The sequence below is a fragment of the Pseudomonas sp. PIC25 genome (assembly GCF_002286785.1).
In the GTDB taxonomy this organism is placed as follows: Bacteria; Pseudomonadota; Gammaproteobacteria; order Pseudomonadales; family Pseudomonadaceae; genus Pseudomonas_M.
In genome coordinates, this window is the sequence record NZ_MUJY01000154.1 from 24,328 (window position 1) to 40,719 (window position 16,392).

Genomic DNA, 16,392 nt, shown 5'->3' on the forward strand with positions numbered 1-16,392 from the left:
GCCTGGCGATACCGTCTGCCGCACCGGATTTCACGCTTTGTAGGATGGGGCGGGCCGCGCAGGTGAGTGCAGCGATACCCATCAGTCCATGAACGTATTCGAGGAGAGAAGGGCAGATGAGCAGATTCTGGAGCCCTTTCGTCAAGGACCTGGTGCCCTATGTGCCGGGTGAACAGCCGAAGCTGGCCAAGCTGGTCAAGCTCAATACCAACGAGAACCCCTACGGCCCCTCGCCCAAGGCGCTCGCCGCCATGCAGGCCGAGCTGGGTGACAGCTTGCGCCTGTACCCCGATCCGAACGGCGAGCGGTTGAAGCAGGCAGTGGCTGATTATTATGGCGTCCAGACCAGCCAGGTCTTCGTCGGCAATGGGTCGGACGAGGTGCTGGCGCATGCCTTCCATGGCTTGTTCCAGCACGGCAAACCGCTGCTGTTTCCGGACGTCACCTATAGCTTCTATCCGGTCTATTGCGGACTATACGGCATCGACTACGAAGCCTTGCCGCTGGATGAGCAATTCCAGATTCGAGCCGAAGACTATGCGCGGCCGAATGGCGGCATCATCTTCCCGAACCCCAACGCACCAACCGGTTGCCTGCTGCCGTTGGAAGCCATCGAACGCATCCTGCAGGCCAACCCGGACAGCGTGGTGTTGGTAGATGAGGCCTACATCGACTTCGGTGGCGAGACGGCTATCGCGCTGGTGGACCGCTATCCGAATCTGCTGGTCACCCAGACACTCTCCAAGTCGCGCTCCCTGGCCGGATTGCGGGTCGGTCTGGCGGTAGGACATGCAGACTTGATCGAGGCGCTGGAGCGGATCAAGAACAGCTTCAACTCCTATCCGCTGGACCGCATGGCGATGGCCGGCGCGGCGGCGGCCTTCGAGGATCGGGCTTATTTCGAGCAGACTTGCCGGCAGGTCATCGCCAGCCGCGAGGCGGTGGTGGCCGGGCTGCAGGGCCTGGGTTTCGAGGTGCTGCCATCGGCGGCCAATTTCGTCTTCGCCCGCCATCCGGGGAAAGACGCCGCCCAGTTGGCGGCGGCATTGCGCGAGCAGGGCATCATCGTGCGTCACTTCAAGCAGGCGCGGATCGCCCAGTTCCTGCGCATTACAATCGGTGCGCCGGAGCAGAACCAGGCGCTGCTCGATGCGTTGAAAGGTCTGGTCTGAGATTCCCCACCAGGGTGCGCCCCGGTGGGGAAATGTCATTTCGCTGCGACGAAGCCTACGCCGTTACCGATGGCGCATTCGAACGAAACCTGGTTGACCAGACTGTAGTCGGGCAGGTTGAAAATGGTGGATGTGAAGGTGATGGAGCCATCCTGGCGTACGCGATAGCGCAGGATCTGGTTGATCGGCTTGCCCTGGCTGGAAACGGTGACATGGGTATCGGCGAACGACAGGGTCGAATCGACGACCCGGTAGGACTCGATGCTGGTCAGGCCGCCCACCGTTTGCGAAGCCGCTTGCCCTTCGTTGCTGGGTGTGCAGCGTCTGAGATCGATGGTCACGGCGACGCGCTTGCCCCTGTCGAGAGCGTCGATGATAGAGGCTTGATCGTTCAAGGCGCGGGGTTGCGCATGGGCCGCTGTGGCGAAAGCCAGGGTGACGGCGGAGAGAAGGATCGTCGTTTTCATTGTGGAATCTCCCTATACGGATGGTCGGGCCGGCGCTCCTCGTGAGAGTGGCGGCGACGGACACCGTACAGGGACGATTGCAGGTTTCGATGTGAGGTTTCCCGAGTTCCCTGTGTGAAATGGTTGGGTATTTCGCGGCAGGGATTCAGGGTGATATCACTCGGTCGTGCTGCTGACGGGAGGCCGCACGCCCACTTCCGCCTGAAGTTTCAGCTCTTTGCCGTTGCGCATCACGTCGATGTCGATGACTTCGCCGGGACGTGTCCTGGCTACCTGGTTCATCGATGAACGACCGTCGTTGGCGGGTTCGCCATCGATGCTGAGAATCAGGTCGCCCGGTTGCAGGCCGGCGCGCTCCGCCGGGCCATCGCGGTAGATGCCGGCGACGACGATGCCTGGGCGGCCTTCCATGTCGAAGGATTCGGCCAGCTCCGGCGTCAACGGTTGCACCTCGATCCCCAGCCAGCCACGGATGACCTGGCCGTGTTCGATGATCGCCTGCATCACTTCCATCGCCAGTTTGGCGGGTATGGCGAAGCCGATGCCCTGCGAGCCGCCGGACTTGGAGAAGATCGCGGTATTGATGCCGATGAGGTTGCCACGGGCATCCACCAGGGCGCCTCCGGAATTGCCGGGGTTGATCGCCGCGTCGGTCTGGATGAAGTCTTCGTAGGTGTTCAGCCCGAGCTGGTTGCGCCCGGTGGCGCTGATGATGCCCATGGTCACGGTCTGGCCCACGCCGAAGGGGTTGCCGATGGCCAGGGCGACATCGCCGATGCTGATGTTGTCGGAGCTGCCGAGGGTGATGGCGGGAAGATTTTCCAGGTCGATCTTGAGGACCGCCAGGTCGGTTTCCGGGTCACTGCCGATCACGCGCGCCAGGGTTTCCCGGCCATCCTTCAGCGCCACCACGATTTGGTCAGCGTCGGCGGTGACGTGGTTGTTGGTCAGCAGATAGCCTTCCGGGCTCATGATTACCGCGGAACCCAGGCTCGACTCCATGCGGCGTTGGCGCGGCAGGCTGCGTTCGCCATAGAAGCGGCGGAACACTGGGTCTTCGAACAGGGGGTGGCTCGGCCGGGTGACGACCTTGGCAGTGTAGAGGTTGGCCACAGCAGGTGCGGCCCGGCTGACCGCCTGGGCATAGGAAACCGGCCCTTGCTGGGGCAGCAGCGAAATCGGAGCCTGGCGTACCTGTGCTTCCTGATGCGGGAGGCCGACCCATTGCGGATAGCGCTGAATGATCAGGAGTGCCAGCAGCACACCAACCAGCAGGGGCCAACCGAGAAAGCGCAGGGCCTTGAGCATCGAGAGAAAATCCTTGGGGTTGCGGGGGCGGGAGGGTGCCCTTAAGGTGGCGGCCATTATACGAGGGCGCTGTTAAATAAAGGAGTCGCCATGGCCATTGCGCTGAGCACCCTGGTGGAAGAAGCGGACCGCTATCTCACGGCGGCGCGTATCCAGGATTACTGCCCGAACGGGCTGCAGGTCGAAGGGCGGCCGCAGGTGCGCCGCATCGTCAGCGGTGTGACCGCCAGCCAGGCCCTGCTGGATGCGGCGGTCGAGGCGGATGCCGATGTGGTCCTGGTGCACCACGGTTATTTCTGGAAGAACGAGAATCCCTGCATCGTCGGTATCAAGCAGCGGCGCCTGAAAACCCTGCTCAACCACGACATCAGCCTGCTCGCCTATCATCTGCCCCTGGACGTCCACCCCGAGGTGGGCAACAACATGCAGTTGGCCAGGGTGCTGGATCTGATCGTCGAGGGGCCGCTGGAGCCGGACAATCCCCGCTCGGTCGGGCTGGTCGGTTCGCTGGTGGAGCCCTTGGCGCCGCGCGATTTCGCTCGCCGGGTGCATGAGGCGTTGGGGCGCGAGCCCTTGCTGATCGAAGGCGAAGGGCCGATCCGCCGGATTGCCTGGTGTACCGGGGCGGCGCAGGGCTACATCGACCAGGCCGTCACTGCCGGAGTGGACGCCTATCTCACTGGCGAAGTGTCCGAGCCCACGGTTCATGCCGCACGGGAAAACGGCATCAGCTTCATCGCCGCCGGTCATCACGCGACCGAACGCTACGGCGTGCAGGCGCTGGGTGACTATCTGGCACGGCGTTTTGCCATCGAACATTTGTTCGTCGATTGCCCAAACCCTGTGTAAGGACAGATATAAATCTAGATCATTCCGGTCTAAGCAGCGGCCTGATTAGAAGACAGTGCTGTGCTAGAGTGCGCCCTCGTCCTCGGCCCGCCGGCCGTACAACAAGCAAATCCGTGAGTAGCCATGGTCGACAAACTGACGCATCTGAAACAGCTGGAGGCGGAAAGTATCCACATCATCCGTGAGGTGGCCGCCGAATTCGACAACCCGGTGATGCTGTACTCCATCGGCAAGGATTCCGCCGTCATGTTGCACCTGGCGCGCAAGGCATTCTTTCCGGGCAAGCTGCCGTTCCCCGTGCTGCACGTGGATACCCGCTGGAAGTTCCAGGACATGTACCGCTTCCGCGAGAAGATGGTCAGCGAGATGGGACTTGACCTGATCACCCACATCAACCCCGATGGCGTGGCGCAGGACATGAATCCCTTCACCTACGGCAGTGCCAAGCACACCGACGTGATGAAGACCGAGGGCCTCAAGCAGGCACTGGACAAGTACGGCTTCGACGCTGCCTTTGGCGGTGCCCGCCGCGATGAGGAGAAGTCCCGGGCCAAGGAGCGTGTCTACTCCTTCCGCGACAGCAAGCACCGCTGGGACCCGAAGAACCAGCGTCCGGAGCTGTGGAACGTCTATAACGGCAAGGTGAAGAAGGGCGAGTCGATCCGCGTCTTCCCGCTGTCCAACTGGACCGAGCTGGACATCTGGCAATACATCTACCTGGAGCAGATCCCTATCGTACCGCTGTACTTCGCCGCAGAGCGCGAAGTGGTGGAACTCAACGGCGCCCTGGTGATGATCGATGATGAGCGCATCCTGCAATACCTGACCCCTGAGCAGAAGGCCGGCATCACCAAGAAGATGGTGCGTTTCCGTACCCTTGGCTGCTACCCGCTGACCGGTGCAGTGGAATCCACCGCGACCACGTTGCCGGAAATCATTCAGGAAATGCTCCTGACCAAGACCTCCGAACGCCAGGGCCGCGTGATCGATCACGACCAGGCCGGCTCGATGGAAGAAAAGAAACGCCAGGGGTATTTCTAAGATGTCGCACCAATCCGATCTGATCAGCGAGGACATCCTCGCCTACCTGGCCCAGCACGAGCGCAAGGAACTGCTGCGCTTCCTCACCTGCGGCAATGTCGATGACGGCAAGAGCACCCTGATCGGCCGCCTGTTGCACGATTCGAAGATGATCTACGAGGATCATCTGGAAGCCATCACCCGCGATTCGAAGAAGGTCGGCACCACCGGCGATGACGTCGACCTGGCGCTACTGGTGGATGGCCTGCAGGCCGAGCGCGAGCAGGGCATCACCATCGACGTGGCCTATCGCTATTTCTCCACCGCCAAACGCAAGTTCATCATCGCCGACACCCCCGGTCATGAGCAGTACACGCGCAACATGGCCACCGGCGCGTCGACCTGCGACCTGGCGATCATCCTCATCGATGCCCGCTACGGTGTGCAGACCCAGACCAGGCGGCACAGCTTCATCGCCTCGCTGTTGGGCATCAAGCACATCGTCGTCGCCGTCAACAAGATGGACCTGAAGGACTTCGACCAGGGCGTCTTCGAGCAGATCAAGGCGGATTACCTGAAGTTCGCCGAAGGTATCCAGCTCAAGCCGACCACCCTGCATTTCGTGCCGATGTCCGCCCTGAAGGGCGACAACGTGGTCAACAAGAGCGAGCGTTCGCCTTGGTACGAGGGGCAGTCGCTCATGGAAATCCTGGAGACCGTCGAGGTCGCCGGCGATCGCAATTTCAACGACATGCGCTTCCCGGTGCAGTACGTCAACCGGCCGAACCTGAACTTCCGCGGCTTCGCCGGCACACTGGCGAGCGGCATCGTGCACAAGGGCGATGAAGTGGTGGCGCTGCCGTCGGGCAAGAGCAGCAAGATCAAGTCCATCGTGACCTTCGAGGGCGAGTTGGAGCAGGCCGGTCCCGGCCAGGCCATCACCCTGACCCTGGAAGACGAGATCGACGTTTCCCGCGGCGACATGCTGGTACATGCCGACAACCGTCCGCAGGTGACCGACAGCTTCGAGGCCATGCTCGTGTGGATGGCCGAGGAGCCGATGCTGCCGGGCAAGAAATACGACATCAAGCGCGCCACCAGCTACGTGCCGGGCTCGATTCCGAGCATCGTCCACCGTGTCGATGTGAATACCCTGGAGCAGGGACCGGCGAGCAGCCTGCAATTGAACGAAATCGGCCGGGTGAGAGTGGCGCTGGATGCGCCGATCGCACTGGATGGATACGAGTACAACCGCACCACTGGTGCGTTCATCGTCATCGATCGCCTGACCAACGGCACCGTCGGTGCCGGCATGATCATCGCCGATCCGGTGGGCGCCCAGAGCGGCGGCCACCACGGCAAGCTGGCCCACGTCTCCACCGAGGAACGCGCCGCCCGCTTCGGCCAACAACCGGCGACGGTGCTGTTCAGCGGCCTGTCCGGTGCGGGCAAGAGCACCCTGGCCTATGCCGTCGAGCGCAAGCTGTTCGACATGGGCCGTGCGGTCTACGTCCTCGATGGGCAGAACCTGCGTCACGACCTGAACAAGGGGCTGCCGCAGGACCGCACCGGACGCAAGGAAAACTGGCTGCGCGCCGCCCATGTGGCCAAGCAGTTCAACGAAGCCGGCCTGCTGACTCTGGCCGCCTTCGTCGCGCCGGATGCGGAAGGCCGCGAGCAGGCCAAGGCGTTGATCGGGGCCGAGCGCCTCATCACCGTTTACGTCCAGGCCTCACCGCAAGTCTGCCGGGAGCGCGATCCTCAGGGCCTCTATGCGGCCGGCAAGGACAACATCCCGGGCGAGTCTTTCCCCTACGATGTGCCGCTGGATGCCGATCTGGTGATCGACACTCAGAGCGTCTCGGTGGAAGAGGGCGTCAAGCAGGTACTTGACCTGTTGCGTAGTCGCGGCGCCATCTGACGCGCGTCCGACGTACCCGATGCCCTCGCGGTCCAGGCTGCGGGGGCATCGTCGTTTCAGGGCGTCTCGGTTTCCTGGAGGGCGATGATCAGGCCTTCATGGGGGCGCAGCAGGCAGTGTTCCTTCACATCCAGCTCGTGCCGGCCAGGATGGCTGGACAGCAGGATTTCCCCCCCCAGCATTTCCAGATCGATCCGCTGTTCACAGGGCTGGAAATTCAGCATTACCAGCAGGCGGCGATTGCCCCATTCGCGCATATAGCCCAGCACGCCCGGCGGCGTGCAGAAGCTGCGATAGCGGCCAATGCTCAGCGCGGCTTCACGGCGGCGTAGCTGGATCAGCTCGCGGTACAGCGTCAGCAGGGATGATGGATCTTCCTGTTGCGTTGACACGTTCGTTGTCCGGTAGTCCGGGGCGAGAGGGAGCCAGGGCGTGCCGCTGGTGAAGCCGGCGTTGGCGCTGCCGTCCCATTGCATCGGGGTACGCTCGGGATCGCGCCCCAACCCCAAGCCGGGAATGTTCTTCTCGAACGGGTCCTGTACCTGCTCCGGGTGGATGGTTACGTCGATCATGCCGATCTCATCACCGTAATAAAGGGTCGGTGTGCCGCGCAGGGTCAGCAGCAGCATCGCGGCGATACGGCTGTGCTCGGTGCCGAAGCGGCTGGCCAGGCGGTGGTTATCGTGGTTGCCGAGCACCCAGTTCGGCCAGCCGTGGGGCGGTAGGGCGGCTTCGTAATGGTCCACCGCCTGGCGGATGGTTTCGGCCTGCCAGGGCAGCAGGATCAACTGGAAGTTGAACGGCAGATGTACGCCGTCGCCGCCGGTACCGTAGTAGGTCACCAGGCGTTCCACCGGCAGGTAAATCTCGCCGACCATCATCCGCTCGTCATAGCTGTCCAGCAGTTGGCGCATCTTGCGGATGACGTCGTGCACTTCCGGGCGGTCGGTGGTGTAGGTGGCCAACAGGCGCTTGTGCGACCCGATATCGGGCCGGTAGTCCGGGTTCTCCGGGTTGTTGCGAAAGTCCTCGTCCTTGATCAGGTGCCAGATCACGTCGACCCGGAAGCCGTCCACGCCGCGTTCGAGCCAGAAACGCATCTGTTCGAGCATGGCGTCCTGCACTTCCGAGTTGCGCCAGTTGAGGTCGGGTTGTTCCTTGAGGAACGCATGGTAGTAGTACTGCTGACGCGCTTCGTCGTAGGTCCAGCCGCTGCCGCCGAAATTGGACAGCCAGTTGTTCGGCGGTCCGCCATCGGGAGCGGGATCCCGCCAGATGTACCAGTCGCTCTTCGGGTTGTCCCGCGAGCGGCGCGACTCCTGGAACCACGGGTGCTGGTCCGAGCTGTGGTTGGGTACGAAATCGAGAACGAGCTTCATGCCGCGCCGATGCACGTCCGCCAGCAGGGCATCGAAGTCAGACAGGCTGCCGAATTGCGGATCGATATCCACATAGTTGGACACGTCGTAGCCGAAGTCGGCCATCGGCGACGGATAGATGGGCGACAGCCAGACGGCATCCACGCCCAGCCACTCCAGATAGTCCAGCCGGCTGCGGATGCCCCGCAGATCGCCAATGCCGTCGCCGTTGCTGTCCATGAACGAGCGGGGATAGATCTGGTAGATGATCCCGGACTGCCACCAGAGAGGTTGCTGCATAGTCATCGTCGCTCCGTAGCTGCTCCATGAACCTATGCATGGGGACGCGAAGGAGCCGGGAAAGGTTCCGACCGGTTGGCGGCATTTGCCCCTACTTCGGAACTCGGGCTCCGGCTGGCGACCAAAGTTAGTGAAGCCTATCGAGGCGGTGGTAGCGCCTCTGAGCGAGAGGACTATGGAAGCGAACGATGTCTGGTACGACAACGCGGTTGCCTACCAAGTGGATGTGGCGACCTTCTACGATTCCAACGATGACGGTATCGGCGATTTTCCCGGGCTCACTTCACGCCTGGATTACCTGCGCCAACTGGGGATCAACTGCCTCTGGCTGATGCCTTTCCATCCCTCGTCCGAACAGGACGATGGCTATGACGTGATCGATCACTACGGTATCGATCCGCGCTTCGGCAGCTTTGGCGATTTCGCCGAGTTCCTCGACGAAGCCAAGGTACGCGGTATACGCGTGCTGATGGACCTAGTGGTGAACCATACCTCCGACCAGCACCCCTGGTTCCAGGCTGCCCGGCAATCGAAGGATTCCCCGTTCCGCGACTATTACATCTGGGAGCGGGAGCCGAAGGACCATCAGCGCGACAAGCTGGTATTTCCGGATCGCTACGATAGCGTCTGGAAGTACGATGAGGCGACTGGAGAGTATTACTTCCATCGCTTCCATGACTTCGAGCCCGACCTCAATCACGGCCATCCGGCGGTTCGCGACGAGGTGCGGCGCATCCTCGGCTTCTGGCTGGCGCTGGGGGTGTCCGGCTTCCGTGTCGATGCCGCGCCATTCCTGATCTGGCCCAAGGGGCCGGCCCAGCACTTCGACGATCCCCACGAGTACCTGCGCAAACTGCGTCGGCATGCGGTGCGCTATGGCTCGGGGGCGGTGCTATTGGGGGAGGCCAATGTGGCGCCGGACAAGCTCGGCGAGTTCTTCGGCAACGGCGATGAGCTCAACCAGCTCTTCAACTTCCTCGGGGCCGAGCGGATATTCCTGGCGCTCGCCCGCCAGGACGTCGGGCCGATCTGCCAACTTTCCGATTTGCTGCCGGACCTGCCTCCGGGAACCCAATGGTTGAACTTCCTGCGTCACCACGACGAGTTCAGCCTCGAATGGTTGAGCGAGGAGGAGCGCCAGGAAATCTTCCAGGCTTTCGCCCCCGATCCGTCGATGCAGATATACGGCCGTGGCCTGCGCCGCCGCTTGGCCGGCATGCTCGACGGCGACCAGGCGCGCATCCGACTGGCGCTCAGCCTGCTATTCAGCCGCAGCGGTTCGCCGATGCTGTTCTATGGCGACGAGATCGGCATGGGCGAGGATCTGTCCCTTCCCGACCGTTATCCGGTCCGCACCTGCATGCAGTGGTCGGACGAGGCCAGCGCCGGCTTCTCCAAGGCCCCCCGCAAGTGCCTGACGCGTCCGGTGTTGGAGAAGGGGCCATTCGCGTTCGACAAGGTCAATGTCACCGTCCAGTGGCTGGACCCGAACTCCCAGTTGCATTGGGTTCGCCGGCTGATCGAGGTGCGCCGCGCCTGTCCCGAACTCGGGCTCGGCCAACATGAAGTGCTGGAGTGCGATGGTGGCTCGGGTGTACTGGCGGAGACGTTCTACCTCGACAGCGGGCGGGTGGTCTGCGTGCATAACCTGAAAGACCAGCCTTGCACGGTTCGTATCCAAGACCAGGCGCTGGCGGGGAAGCACTGCTTCGATCTGTTGCGGCGAAAACCCCACGACGCTTCGGCGGACGGGGAGCTGGTCGTCGATCTGGAGGCGTATGGCTATTGCTGGTTGCGGGTGGGCTCGATTTTCGCCCCTACCGAGGTCGGCGCCACCATCGCTAGCGCAATTGCGGAAGCACCTCGCTCGCAAAAGTCTCGATGAAGGTGCGTTGCTCACGGTTGACGTTGTGCAGGTAGAGGCGATCGAAACCTTGCGCGATATCGCCTTGCAGCCAGTCCACGTGGCGAGCCGGGCTGGCCGATATGCGCACCGACCGGTGCATATCCTCCGGGCGAAGATGTGCGGTCGCCAGTTCGAACTGCCTGGGATGACAGAGGTTCTGCGACAGCTCGCCGGGTAGCGCGTTGGTGCGCCATTGGTCATGCGCCCCGGCCAGGGCCGTGGCCTCATCGGTGGCATAGGACAATTTGACCTGCAGGTACAGCGGCTTGCCTTCTCCACCGCCTTCGCGGAACGCATCGATGAGGCGCTGCTGGGTCTCCGGTTCGCTGGAGACGGTAATCAGCCCATCCGCCCATTCGCCAGCCCAGTGGGCAGTCTCCGGGGTCAGGGCGGCGGCGAACAACCTGGGCGCTTCAGCCGGCAGGCTGTAGAGACGTGCACGTTCGACGGTGATCAGGCCGTGGTGCGTGACTTCTTCGCCATTCCAGAGTGCACGGATGATATCCACCGCTTCGCGCAGCATGGCGTTGCGGGTCTCCTTGAGCGGCCAGTGGCGGCCGAGAATGCCCTCGTTGATCGCCTCCCCGCTGCCCACTGCGAGCCAGAAGCGTCCCGGAAACATTTCCGTAAGCGTTGCCGCTGCCTGGGCGATCAAGGCCGGGTGATAGCGAAAGATCGGCGCATTGACCACGCCCAGGTCCAGCGGTGTAGCCTGCAATGCGGTGCCGAGCCAGGCCCAGGCGAAACCGCTATGCCCCTGGTTTTCGCTCCAGGGATGGAAGTGGTCCGAACACATCCCGCTGGCGAATCCGGCTTCGGCGGCCGCTTGGAGATGGCGCAGCAGTTCGCTGGGGGAGAATTGTTCGTGTGAAGCGTGGTAGCCGATCGGGGTCATGGGAGCCTGTCGGGAACAGTCGGTTTTCTTTCGAGGCGGGCGCTCGAACACAAGTTCCGGTCAGTCATGGCGGGCGGCTGAAATGAAAAGCCCCGGTCGGACCGGGGCTCTGTTCGGCGATGAAAGTCAGGACTTGCCTTTCAGTCCGAAGCTCTCGTCGAGCGTGCCGGGGGCGTCTCCGCTCTTGGGTGCATAATCCTTCGGCGCTTCGGTGCCGGCCGGCGGCTTCAGGCGCTCCCGTGGGCTGCGGTAGTCCTCGTCCGCCTGCAGGGCGGCGAGCAGGCGTTGGCGGGTCAGTTCGTCCAGGGCCAGGTTCTTGGCACCTTCGGAGAGATGCTCCTGAACCTCCTGGTAGCTCTGGGTCAGCTTCTTCACCAGGCCGGCGGTGGTCTTGAAGTGGGTGACCACTTCGCTCTGGTAGGTGTCGAAGCGTTCCTGCAGTTCGTCCAGTTGGCGCTGCGTCCGGTTGGGCGCGGCGTTGGGCATCAGGCGCGCCGCCACGAAACCGATGGCGATGCCGGCGAGCAGGGTGAGGGCTGGTAGCAACCAGGCCGTGAGCGTCTGTTCCACGAGTCCTTCCTCTATAAACGGCTTTGCTTTACGTTAACGGCTCTAACCTGCGCTGTATACCGCGATGCTCCATCGGGGTGTCGTGACGTGCAGGTCACTTATGGGCTCCCGGAGCCCAGGCGCCTGCGCCACTCGTCATCAATCGAGTCGCGCGAGGCTTAACCAAGACGAGTCGACCCGATCCGGGGTCACGGAGTTTTCCCGTTTGCTCATGCGTGAAGTTTCCCAGACGCTCGAAGGTCCCTGCGGGGCGCTCGAAGCGCTTTATCTCGATGTACCCGAGGCGCGCGGCCTGGCGCTGATCTGTCACCCCAACCCGATCCAGGGCGGCACCATGCTGAACAAGGTGGTTTCCACCCTGCAACGCACCGCCCGCGATGCCGGCTACACGACCTTGCGCTTCAACTACCGCGGCGTCGGCGCGAGCGCCGGCAGCCATGACATGGGCAGTGGCGAGGTGGACGATGCCGAAGCCGCCGCCCGCTGGCTGCAGGCCCGGCACCCCGGTTTGCCGTTGAACCTGCTCGGTTTCTCCTTCGGTGGCTTCGTTGCCGCCAGTCTGGCCGGTCGTCTGGAGGGACAGGGCATTGCGGTGGACAGGTTGTTCATGATCGCCCCGGCGGTTTCCCGGCTGAAGGCCGACATTCCGCTGTCCCGGCAGGCCGTACTCACCGTTATTCAGCCTGAAAACGACGAAGTGGTTCCGCCGGAAACCGTCTACGCCTGGAGCGAAGCGCTGGATCGTCCCCATGAGCTGCTGAAAGTGGCAGAATGCGGCCACTTTTTTCATGGCAAGCTGACCGACCTCAAGGAGCTGGTGCTGCCGCGCCTGTGATCCGGCGATCCGGAGCGAGGCGGCTCCAGACGCTCCGTCAGCTTGCAAACCGATCCGCCGTACCGCGAATAAGTGAATCGACATGACCACGCGTATCCTCACCGGCATCACCACCACCGGCACTCCGCACCTCGGCAACTACGCCGGCGCCATCCGTCCGGCGATCGTCGCCAGCCGCGATCCGCAGGCCGACTCGTTCTATTTCCTCGCCGACTACCATGCCCTGATCAAGTGCGACGACCCGCAGCGCATCCAGCGCTCGCGCCTGGAGATCGCCGCCACCTGGCTGGCCTGCGGCCTGGACACCGACCGCGTGACCTTCTACCGCCAGTCGGACATTCCCGAAATTCCAGAGCTGACCTGGTTGCTCACCTGCGTTGCCGGCAAGGGGCTGCTCAATCGTGCCCATGCCTACAAGGCGGCGGTGGACAAGAACCTGGAGAGCGGGGAGGATCCGGACGCCGGCGTGACCATGGGCCTGTTCAGCTACCCGGTGCTGATGGCGGCAGACATCCTGATGTTCAACGCGCACAGGGTGCCGGTCGGGCGTGACCAGATTCAGCATGTGGAGATGGCCCGCGATATCGGCCAGCGCTTCAATCACCTGTTCGGCAAGGGCAGAGAGTTCTTCACCCTGCCTGAAGCCGTGATCGAAGAAAGCGTGGCGACTCTGCCGGGCCTCGACGGGCGCAAGATGTCGAAGAGCTACGACAACACCATCCCGCTGTTCGGCAGTGCCAAGCAGCTCAAGGAGGCCATTGCCCGCATCGTCACCGACTCCCGCGCGCCGGGCGAGCCCAAGGACCCGGATAGCGCCCACCTGTTCACCCTCTACCAGGCATTCGCCACGCCGGAGCAGACCACCGGGTTCCGTCAGGAATTGCTCGACGGCCTGGCCTGGGGCGAAGCCAAGCAGCGCCTGTTCCAGTTGCTCGACGCCGAGTTGGGCGAGGCCCGCGAGCGCTATCACGCGCTGATCGAGAAGCCGTCCGACCTGGAGGACATTCTGTTGGCAGGTGCCGCGAAGGCGCGCAGGATTGCCTCGCCGTTCCTCAATGAACTGCGTGAGGCCGTGGGGTTGCGCTCGTTCCGCAGCGACGTGCAGGCCAGCGGCCCGGCGAAGAAGAAGTCCGGCAAGAGCGCCCGGTTCGTCAGCTTCCGCGAGCAGGACGGTACGTTCCGCTTCCGTTTCCTCGCCGCCGATGGCGAGGAGCTGCTGCTGTCGCGTCCGTTCGCCGATCCCAAGGCGGCGGGCGCCATCAGCCAGCAACTCGTGGCCCAGGGGGCCGATGCACTGGAATTGCGGGCCGACGAAGGCGATCGGTTCACCCTGTGGATGGATGGCCAATGCCTGGCCGACAGCCCGGCCTATGCCGATCCGGACGCGCGCGACGCGGCGATGTTGCGCCTGCGCGACGCCATTGCCGGCCTGGCAGAGCAATAACATCGGGAACACTGCCGCCGCTGCGCTATCAAAAAACTGTAGCAGCGGCTCTGGCATGCTGTTCCGGAACCATCTAACGAAGGGCGGCCATCTTGAACGATCTCAGCACATTGCCAACAGCGGAGGGCGCGGCTAAAGTGTCGGCCCCGTTTCACTACCCCGACCCCGCCATGACCCCCCTTGAGCGCTATCAGGCCGACCTGAAACGTCCCGATTTCTTCCATGACGCCGCGCAGGAAAACGCTGTGCGTCACCTGCAGCGCCTGTACGACGACCTGCTGGCCGAGTCTCAGAGCAAGCCGGGCCTGTTCGGCAAACTGCTCGGCAAGCGCCGCGAAGCGCCGGTCAAGGGGCTGTACTTCTGGGGCGGTGTCGGTCGCGGCAAGACCTATCTGGTGGATACCTTCTTCGAGGCCCTGCCGTTCAAGGAGAAGATGCGGACCCACTTCCATCGCTTCATGAAGCGCGTCCACGAGGAAATGAAAACCCTCAAGGGCGAGAAGAACCCGCTGACCATCATTGCCAAGCGCTTTTCCGACGAGGCGCGGGTGATCTGCTTCGACGAATTCTTCGTTTCCGACATTACCGACGCCATGATCCTGGCCACCCTGCTGGACGAGCTGTTCAAGAACGGCGTGAGCCTGGTGGCGACGTCCAACATCGTGCCGGACGGTCTGTACAAGGATGGCCTGCAGCGCGCCCGCTTCCTGCCTGCGATCGCTCTGCTCAAGGAGCATACCGAGATCGTCAACGTCGACAGCGGCGTCGATTACCGCCTGCGTGCGCTCGAGCAGGCCGAGCTGTTCCATTGGCCGCTGGGGCCGGAGGCCGAGGCCAGCCTGGAAAAGAGCTTCAAGAGCCTGCTGCCGGAGCACTGCGGCATCGAGGAAAACGAAACGCTGATGATCGAGAACCGTCCGATCGTCGCGCGCTGGGTGGGCGACGACGTCGCCTGGTTCGATTTCCGCGAATTGTGCGATGGCCCGCGCAGCCAGAACGATTACATCGAGTTGGGCAAGATCTTCCACGCCGTACTGCTGAGCAACGTCGAGCAGATGAACGCGACCAAGGACGACATGGCGCGTCGTTTCATCAACCTGGTCGACGAGTTCTACGATCGCAACGTCAAGCTGATCATCTCCGCCGAAGTCGAGCTGAAAGACCTCTATGCCGGTGGCCGTCTGGAGTTCGAATTCCAGCGTACGCTGAGTCGTCTGCTGGAAATGCAATCGCATGAGTTCTTGTCGCGGCCGCACAAGCCGTAAGAGCCTGTTGGTGAACAGCGAAGCCCGACGGAAATATTCCGCCGGGCTTTTTCGTTTTCTGGGAGGAGGAGCGCTCAGTTGTGCGCCAACTGCTCCTGCGTTTTCAGCAGCTTCTGCGCGTGGGCCACTTCCAGGGCTTCCATGGCACTGATCGGTTTGATCGCCACGGCGCGCTTCAGGTGTTCCAAGACCTTCTTCTGCTCGTCGTCCCCATACACGTAGGTGAGGGCATTGGCGTATTCGTAGTGGCCGATGGGCAGGTCGTCGGCCTGCTTGAAGGAGCGGTTGAAGTACAGCTCCATCTTGTCTGCGCTGACCCCGTAGGTCATCCGGCCGACCATCTTGCCCACCTTGCGGATCACCCCGGCTTCGTAGCCGCCATACAACGCCAGGGCGAAAGGCTGCTGCGGTTGGCGGGCGAGGAGGGCGTCCAGTTCCTTGGGAATCTGGCTGGTGTAGCCGCGCTTGAGTACCACCGGAACCGACAGTTCTTCACCGAGGCGGGCCTTGGCATAGACCCGGCCGAACATGGCGACGATATCGGCCTGGACCAGTTCGCCGGCCTGGTCGGTGTACTCGATGACTTCTTCCAGCAGGCGATGCTTCTCCTCCTGGGTCGGCGCCAGGAACATGGCGTAGAGAACCTGGGCGAACATCGCCGGGACCTGCCCGCCGACGCCCAGCGCGAGGCCTTGCTCCTTGGCTTGGGCGAAATCGCCTCGGAACAGCAGGCGCCAGATGTCCTGCAGCTTGGCTGCATAGGCTTCGGCTTCCTCCGGCTTGCCGGTGAAGCCGGTGCCGCCGGCTACGGTCATCTCCAGGGCCTTGGGATTACGGGTGGCCGTTTCGATGACCCAGTCGGCGTCCGGGAAGGGATAGTCGCCGAAGCCGCGGGTCAGGCGTGGCCAGGCTTCACGCAGCTTGTCGCCGGAATAGTCGTAGGCGCTCTGGTCGTAAGGGAAGGGTTTCCACGAGGGATCGGCAATGGCGCCGAGGCTGAAGAGCATCAGCAGGGCAAGCAGATAGCAACGCATGGCACGGACCTGTTCTTGTTGTTAGGAACGGGTCCGATCATAGGGCGG

At 62.9% G+C, this 16,392-nt stretch carries 14 protein-coding genes; 8 read left to right on the forward strand and 6 right to left on the reverse strand.

Annotated features, from left to right (window positions below; all coding sequences use genetic code 11):
* Window positions 1-116 precede the first annotated feature (116 nt).
* The gene (gene hisC / locus BZL41_RS19195; protein WP_095600779.1) at window positions 117-1,172 is read left to right on the forward strand and encodes a histidinol-phosphate transaminase; all 1,056 of its coding nucleotides are present in this window, start codon (window positions 117-119) and stop codon (window positions 1,170-1,172) included.
* Window positions 1,173-1,207: 35 nt separating this feature from the next.
* Here hisC and BZL41_RS19200 read toward each other — a convergent pair whose 3' ends face one another.
* Together BZL41_RS19200 and algW are read right to left on the reverse strand one after the other, a co-directional pair.
* Window positions 1,208-1,639 (reverse strand): VirK family protein, encoded by a 432-nt coding sequence (locus tag BZL41_RS19200; RefSeq protein WP_095600780.1) that lies wholly within the window; start codon window positions 1,637-1,639, stop codon window positions 1,208-1,210.
* A 156-nt stretch (window positions 1,640-1,795) separates the two neighbouring features.
* Complete coding sequence (algW, locus tag BZL41_RS19205; RefSeq protein WP_095600781.1) at window positions 1,796-2,947, reverse strand: Do family serine endopeptidase AlgW; 1,152 nt, start codon at window positions 2,945-2,947, stop codon at window positions 1,796-1,798.
* Window positions 2,948-3,037: 90 nt separating this feature from the next.
* On the opposite strand from algW, the gene BZL41_RS19210 reads away from it, so the two are divergent.
* From BZL41_RS19210 to cysN, 3 genes are all read left to right on the forward strand, one after another.
* Window positions 3,038-3,796: a Nif3-like dinuclear metal center hexameric protein gene (locus BZL41_RS19210; RefSeq protein WP_095600782.1), complete on the forward strand. Its 759-nt coding sequence runs from the start codon at window positions 3,038-3,040 to the stop codon at window positions 3,794-3,796.
* Window positions 3,797-3,919: 123 nt separating this feature from the next.
* Window positions 3,920-4,837: a sulfate adenylyltransferase subunit CysD gene (gene cysD, locus BZL41_RS19215; protein ID WP_095600783.1), complete on the forward strand. Its 918-nt coding sequence runs from the start codon at window positions 3,920-3,922 to the stop codon at window positions 4,835-4,837.
* A gap of 1 nt (window position 4,838) precedes the next feature.
* Entirely contained in the window at window positions 4,839-6,737 is a 1,899-nt protein-coding gene (gene cysN, locus BZL41_RS19220) for a sulfate adenylyltransferase subunit CysN (RefSeq protein WP_095600784.1), read from the forward strand.
* Window positions 6,738-6,793: 56 nt separating this feature from the next.
* Here cysN and BZL41_RS19225 read toward each other — a convergent pair whose 3' ends face one another.
* Entirely contained in the window at window positions 6,794-8,401 is a 1,608-nt protein-coding gene (locus BZL41_RS19225) for an alpha-amylase family glycosyl hydrolase (protein WP_218224578.1), read from the reverse strand.
* Between the two features lie 169 nt (window positions 8,402-8,570).
* On the opposite strand from BZL41_RS19225, the gene BZL41_RS19230 reads away from it, so the two are divergent.
* Window positions 8,571-10,280: an alpha-amylase family protein gene (locus BZL41_RS19230; RefSeq protein WP_095600786.1), complete on the forward strand. Its 1,710-nt coding sequence runs from the start codon at window positions 8,571-8,573 to the stop codon at window positions 10,278-10,280.
* On the opposite strand, the gene BZL41_RS19235 is transcribed toward BZL41_RS19230, so the two are convergent.
* On the reverse strand, window positions 10,237-11,196 hold the full coding sequence (locus BZL41_RS19235) for a TIGR03885 family FMN-dependent LLM class oxidoreductase (protein WP_095600787.1): 960 nt from the start codon (window positions 11,194-11,196) through the stop codon (window positions 10,237-10,239). The two genes, BZL41_RS19230 and BZL41_RS19235, sit on opposite strands and share 44 nt — an antisense overlap.
* 126 nt (window positions 11,197-11,322) lie before the next feature.
* On the reverse strand, window positions 11,323-11,766 hold the full coding sequence (locus tag BZL41_RS19240) for a YhcB family protein (RefSeq protein WP_084336565.1): 444 nt from the start codon (window positions 11,764-11,766) through the stop codon (window positions 11,323-11,325).
* Between the two features lie 211 nt (window positions 11,767-11,977).
* Here BZL41_RS19240 and BZL41_RS19245 point away from each other — a divergent pair, with 211 nt between their 5' ends.
* From BZL41_RS19245 to zapE, 3 genes are all read left to right on the forward strand, one after another.
* Window positions 11,978-12,601 carry an alpha/beta hydrolase gene (locus tag BZL41_RS19245; protein WP_095600788.1) on the forward strand — a complete coding sequence of 208 codons (624 nt, stop codon included), beginning with the start codon at window positions 11,978-11,980 and terminating at the stop codon, window positions 12,599-12,601.
* Window positions 12,602-12,683: 82 nt separating this feature from the next.
* Window positions 12,684-14,045 carry a tryptophan--tRNA ligase gene (locus BZL41_RS19250; protein ID WP_095600789.1) on the forward strand — a complete coding sequence of 454 codons (1,362 nt, stop codon included), beginning with the start codon at window positions 12,684-12,686 and terminating at the stop codon, window positions 14,043-14,045.
* A gap of 170 nt (window positions 14,046-14,215) precedes the next feature.
* Entirely contained in the window at window positions 14,216-15,310 is a 1,095-nt protein-coding gene (gene zapE, locus BZL41_RS19255; RefSeq protein ID WP_095600790.1) for a cell division protein ZapE, read from the forward strand.
* A gap of 74 nt (window positions 15,311-15,384) precedes the next feature.
* Here zapE and BZL41_RS19260 read toward each other — a convergent pair whose 3' ends face one another.
* Window positions 15,385-16,344, reverse strand: coding sequence for a hypothetical protein (locus BZL41_RS19260; protein WP_095600791.1), 960 nt, complete (start codon window positions 16,342-16,344; stop codon window positions 15,385-15,387).
* Window positions 16,345-16,392: the final 48 nt, after the last annotated feature.

Excerpts from the sequence above, each read along its gene's own strand:
- hisC (WP_095600779.1), top strand. The coding sequence starts at position 117 with ATGAGCAGATTCTGGAGCCCTTTCGTCAAGGACCTGGTGCCCTATGTG.
- BZL41_RS19200 (WP_095600780.1), bottom strand. The coding sequence starts at position 1,639 with ATGAAAACGACGATCCTTCTCTCCGCCGTCACCCTGGCTTTCGCCACA.
- algW (WP_095600781.1), bottom strand. The coding sequence starts at position 2,947 with ATGCTCAAGGCCCTGCGCTTTCTCGGTTGGCCCCTGCTGGTTGGTGTG.
- BZL41_RS19210 (WP_095600782.1), top strand. The coding sequence starts at position 3,038 with ATGGCCATTGCGCTGAGCACCCTGGTGGAAGAAGCGGACCGCTATCTC.
- cysD (WP_095600783.1), top strand. The coding sequence starts at position 3,920 with ATGGTCGACAAACTGACGCATCTGAAACAGCTGGAGGCGGAAAGTATC.
- cysN (WP_095600784.1), top strand. The coding sequence starts at position 4,839 with ATGTCGCACCAATCCGATCTGATCAGCGAGGACATCCTCGCCTACCTG.
- BZL41_RS19225 (WP_218224578.1), bottom strand. The coding sequence starts at position 8,401 with ATGACTATGCAGCAACCTCTCTGGTGGCAGTCCGGGATCATCTACCAG.
- BZL41_RS19230 (WP_095600786.1), top strand. The coding sequence starts at position 8,571 with ATGGAAGCGAACGATGTCTGGTACGACAACGCGGTTGCCTACCAAGTG.
- BZL41_RS19235 (WP_095600787.1), bottom strand. The coding sequence starts at position 11,196 with ATGACCCCGATCGGCTACCACGCTTCACACGAACAATTCTCCCCCAGC.
- BZL41_RS19245 (WP_095600788.1), top strand. The coding sequence starts at position 11,978 with ATGCGTGAAGTTTCCCAGACGCTCGAAGGTCCCTGCGGGGCGCTCGAA.
- BZL41_RS19250 (WP_095600789.1), top strand. The coding sequence starts at position 12,684 with ATGACCACGCGTATCCTCACCGGCATCACCACCACCGGCACTCCGCAC.
- zapE (WP_095600790.1), top strand. The coding sequence starts at position 14,216 with ATGACCCCCCTTGAGCGCTATCAGGCCGACCTGAAACGTCCCGATTTC.
- BZL41_RS19260 (WP_095600791.1), bottom strand. The coding sequence starts at position 16,344 with ATGCGTTGCTATCTGCTTGCCCTGCTGATGCTCTTCAGCCTCGGCGCC.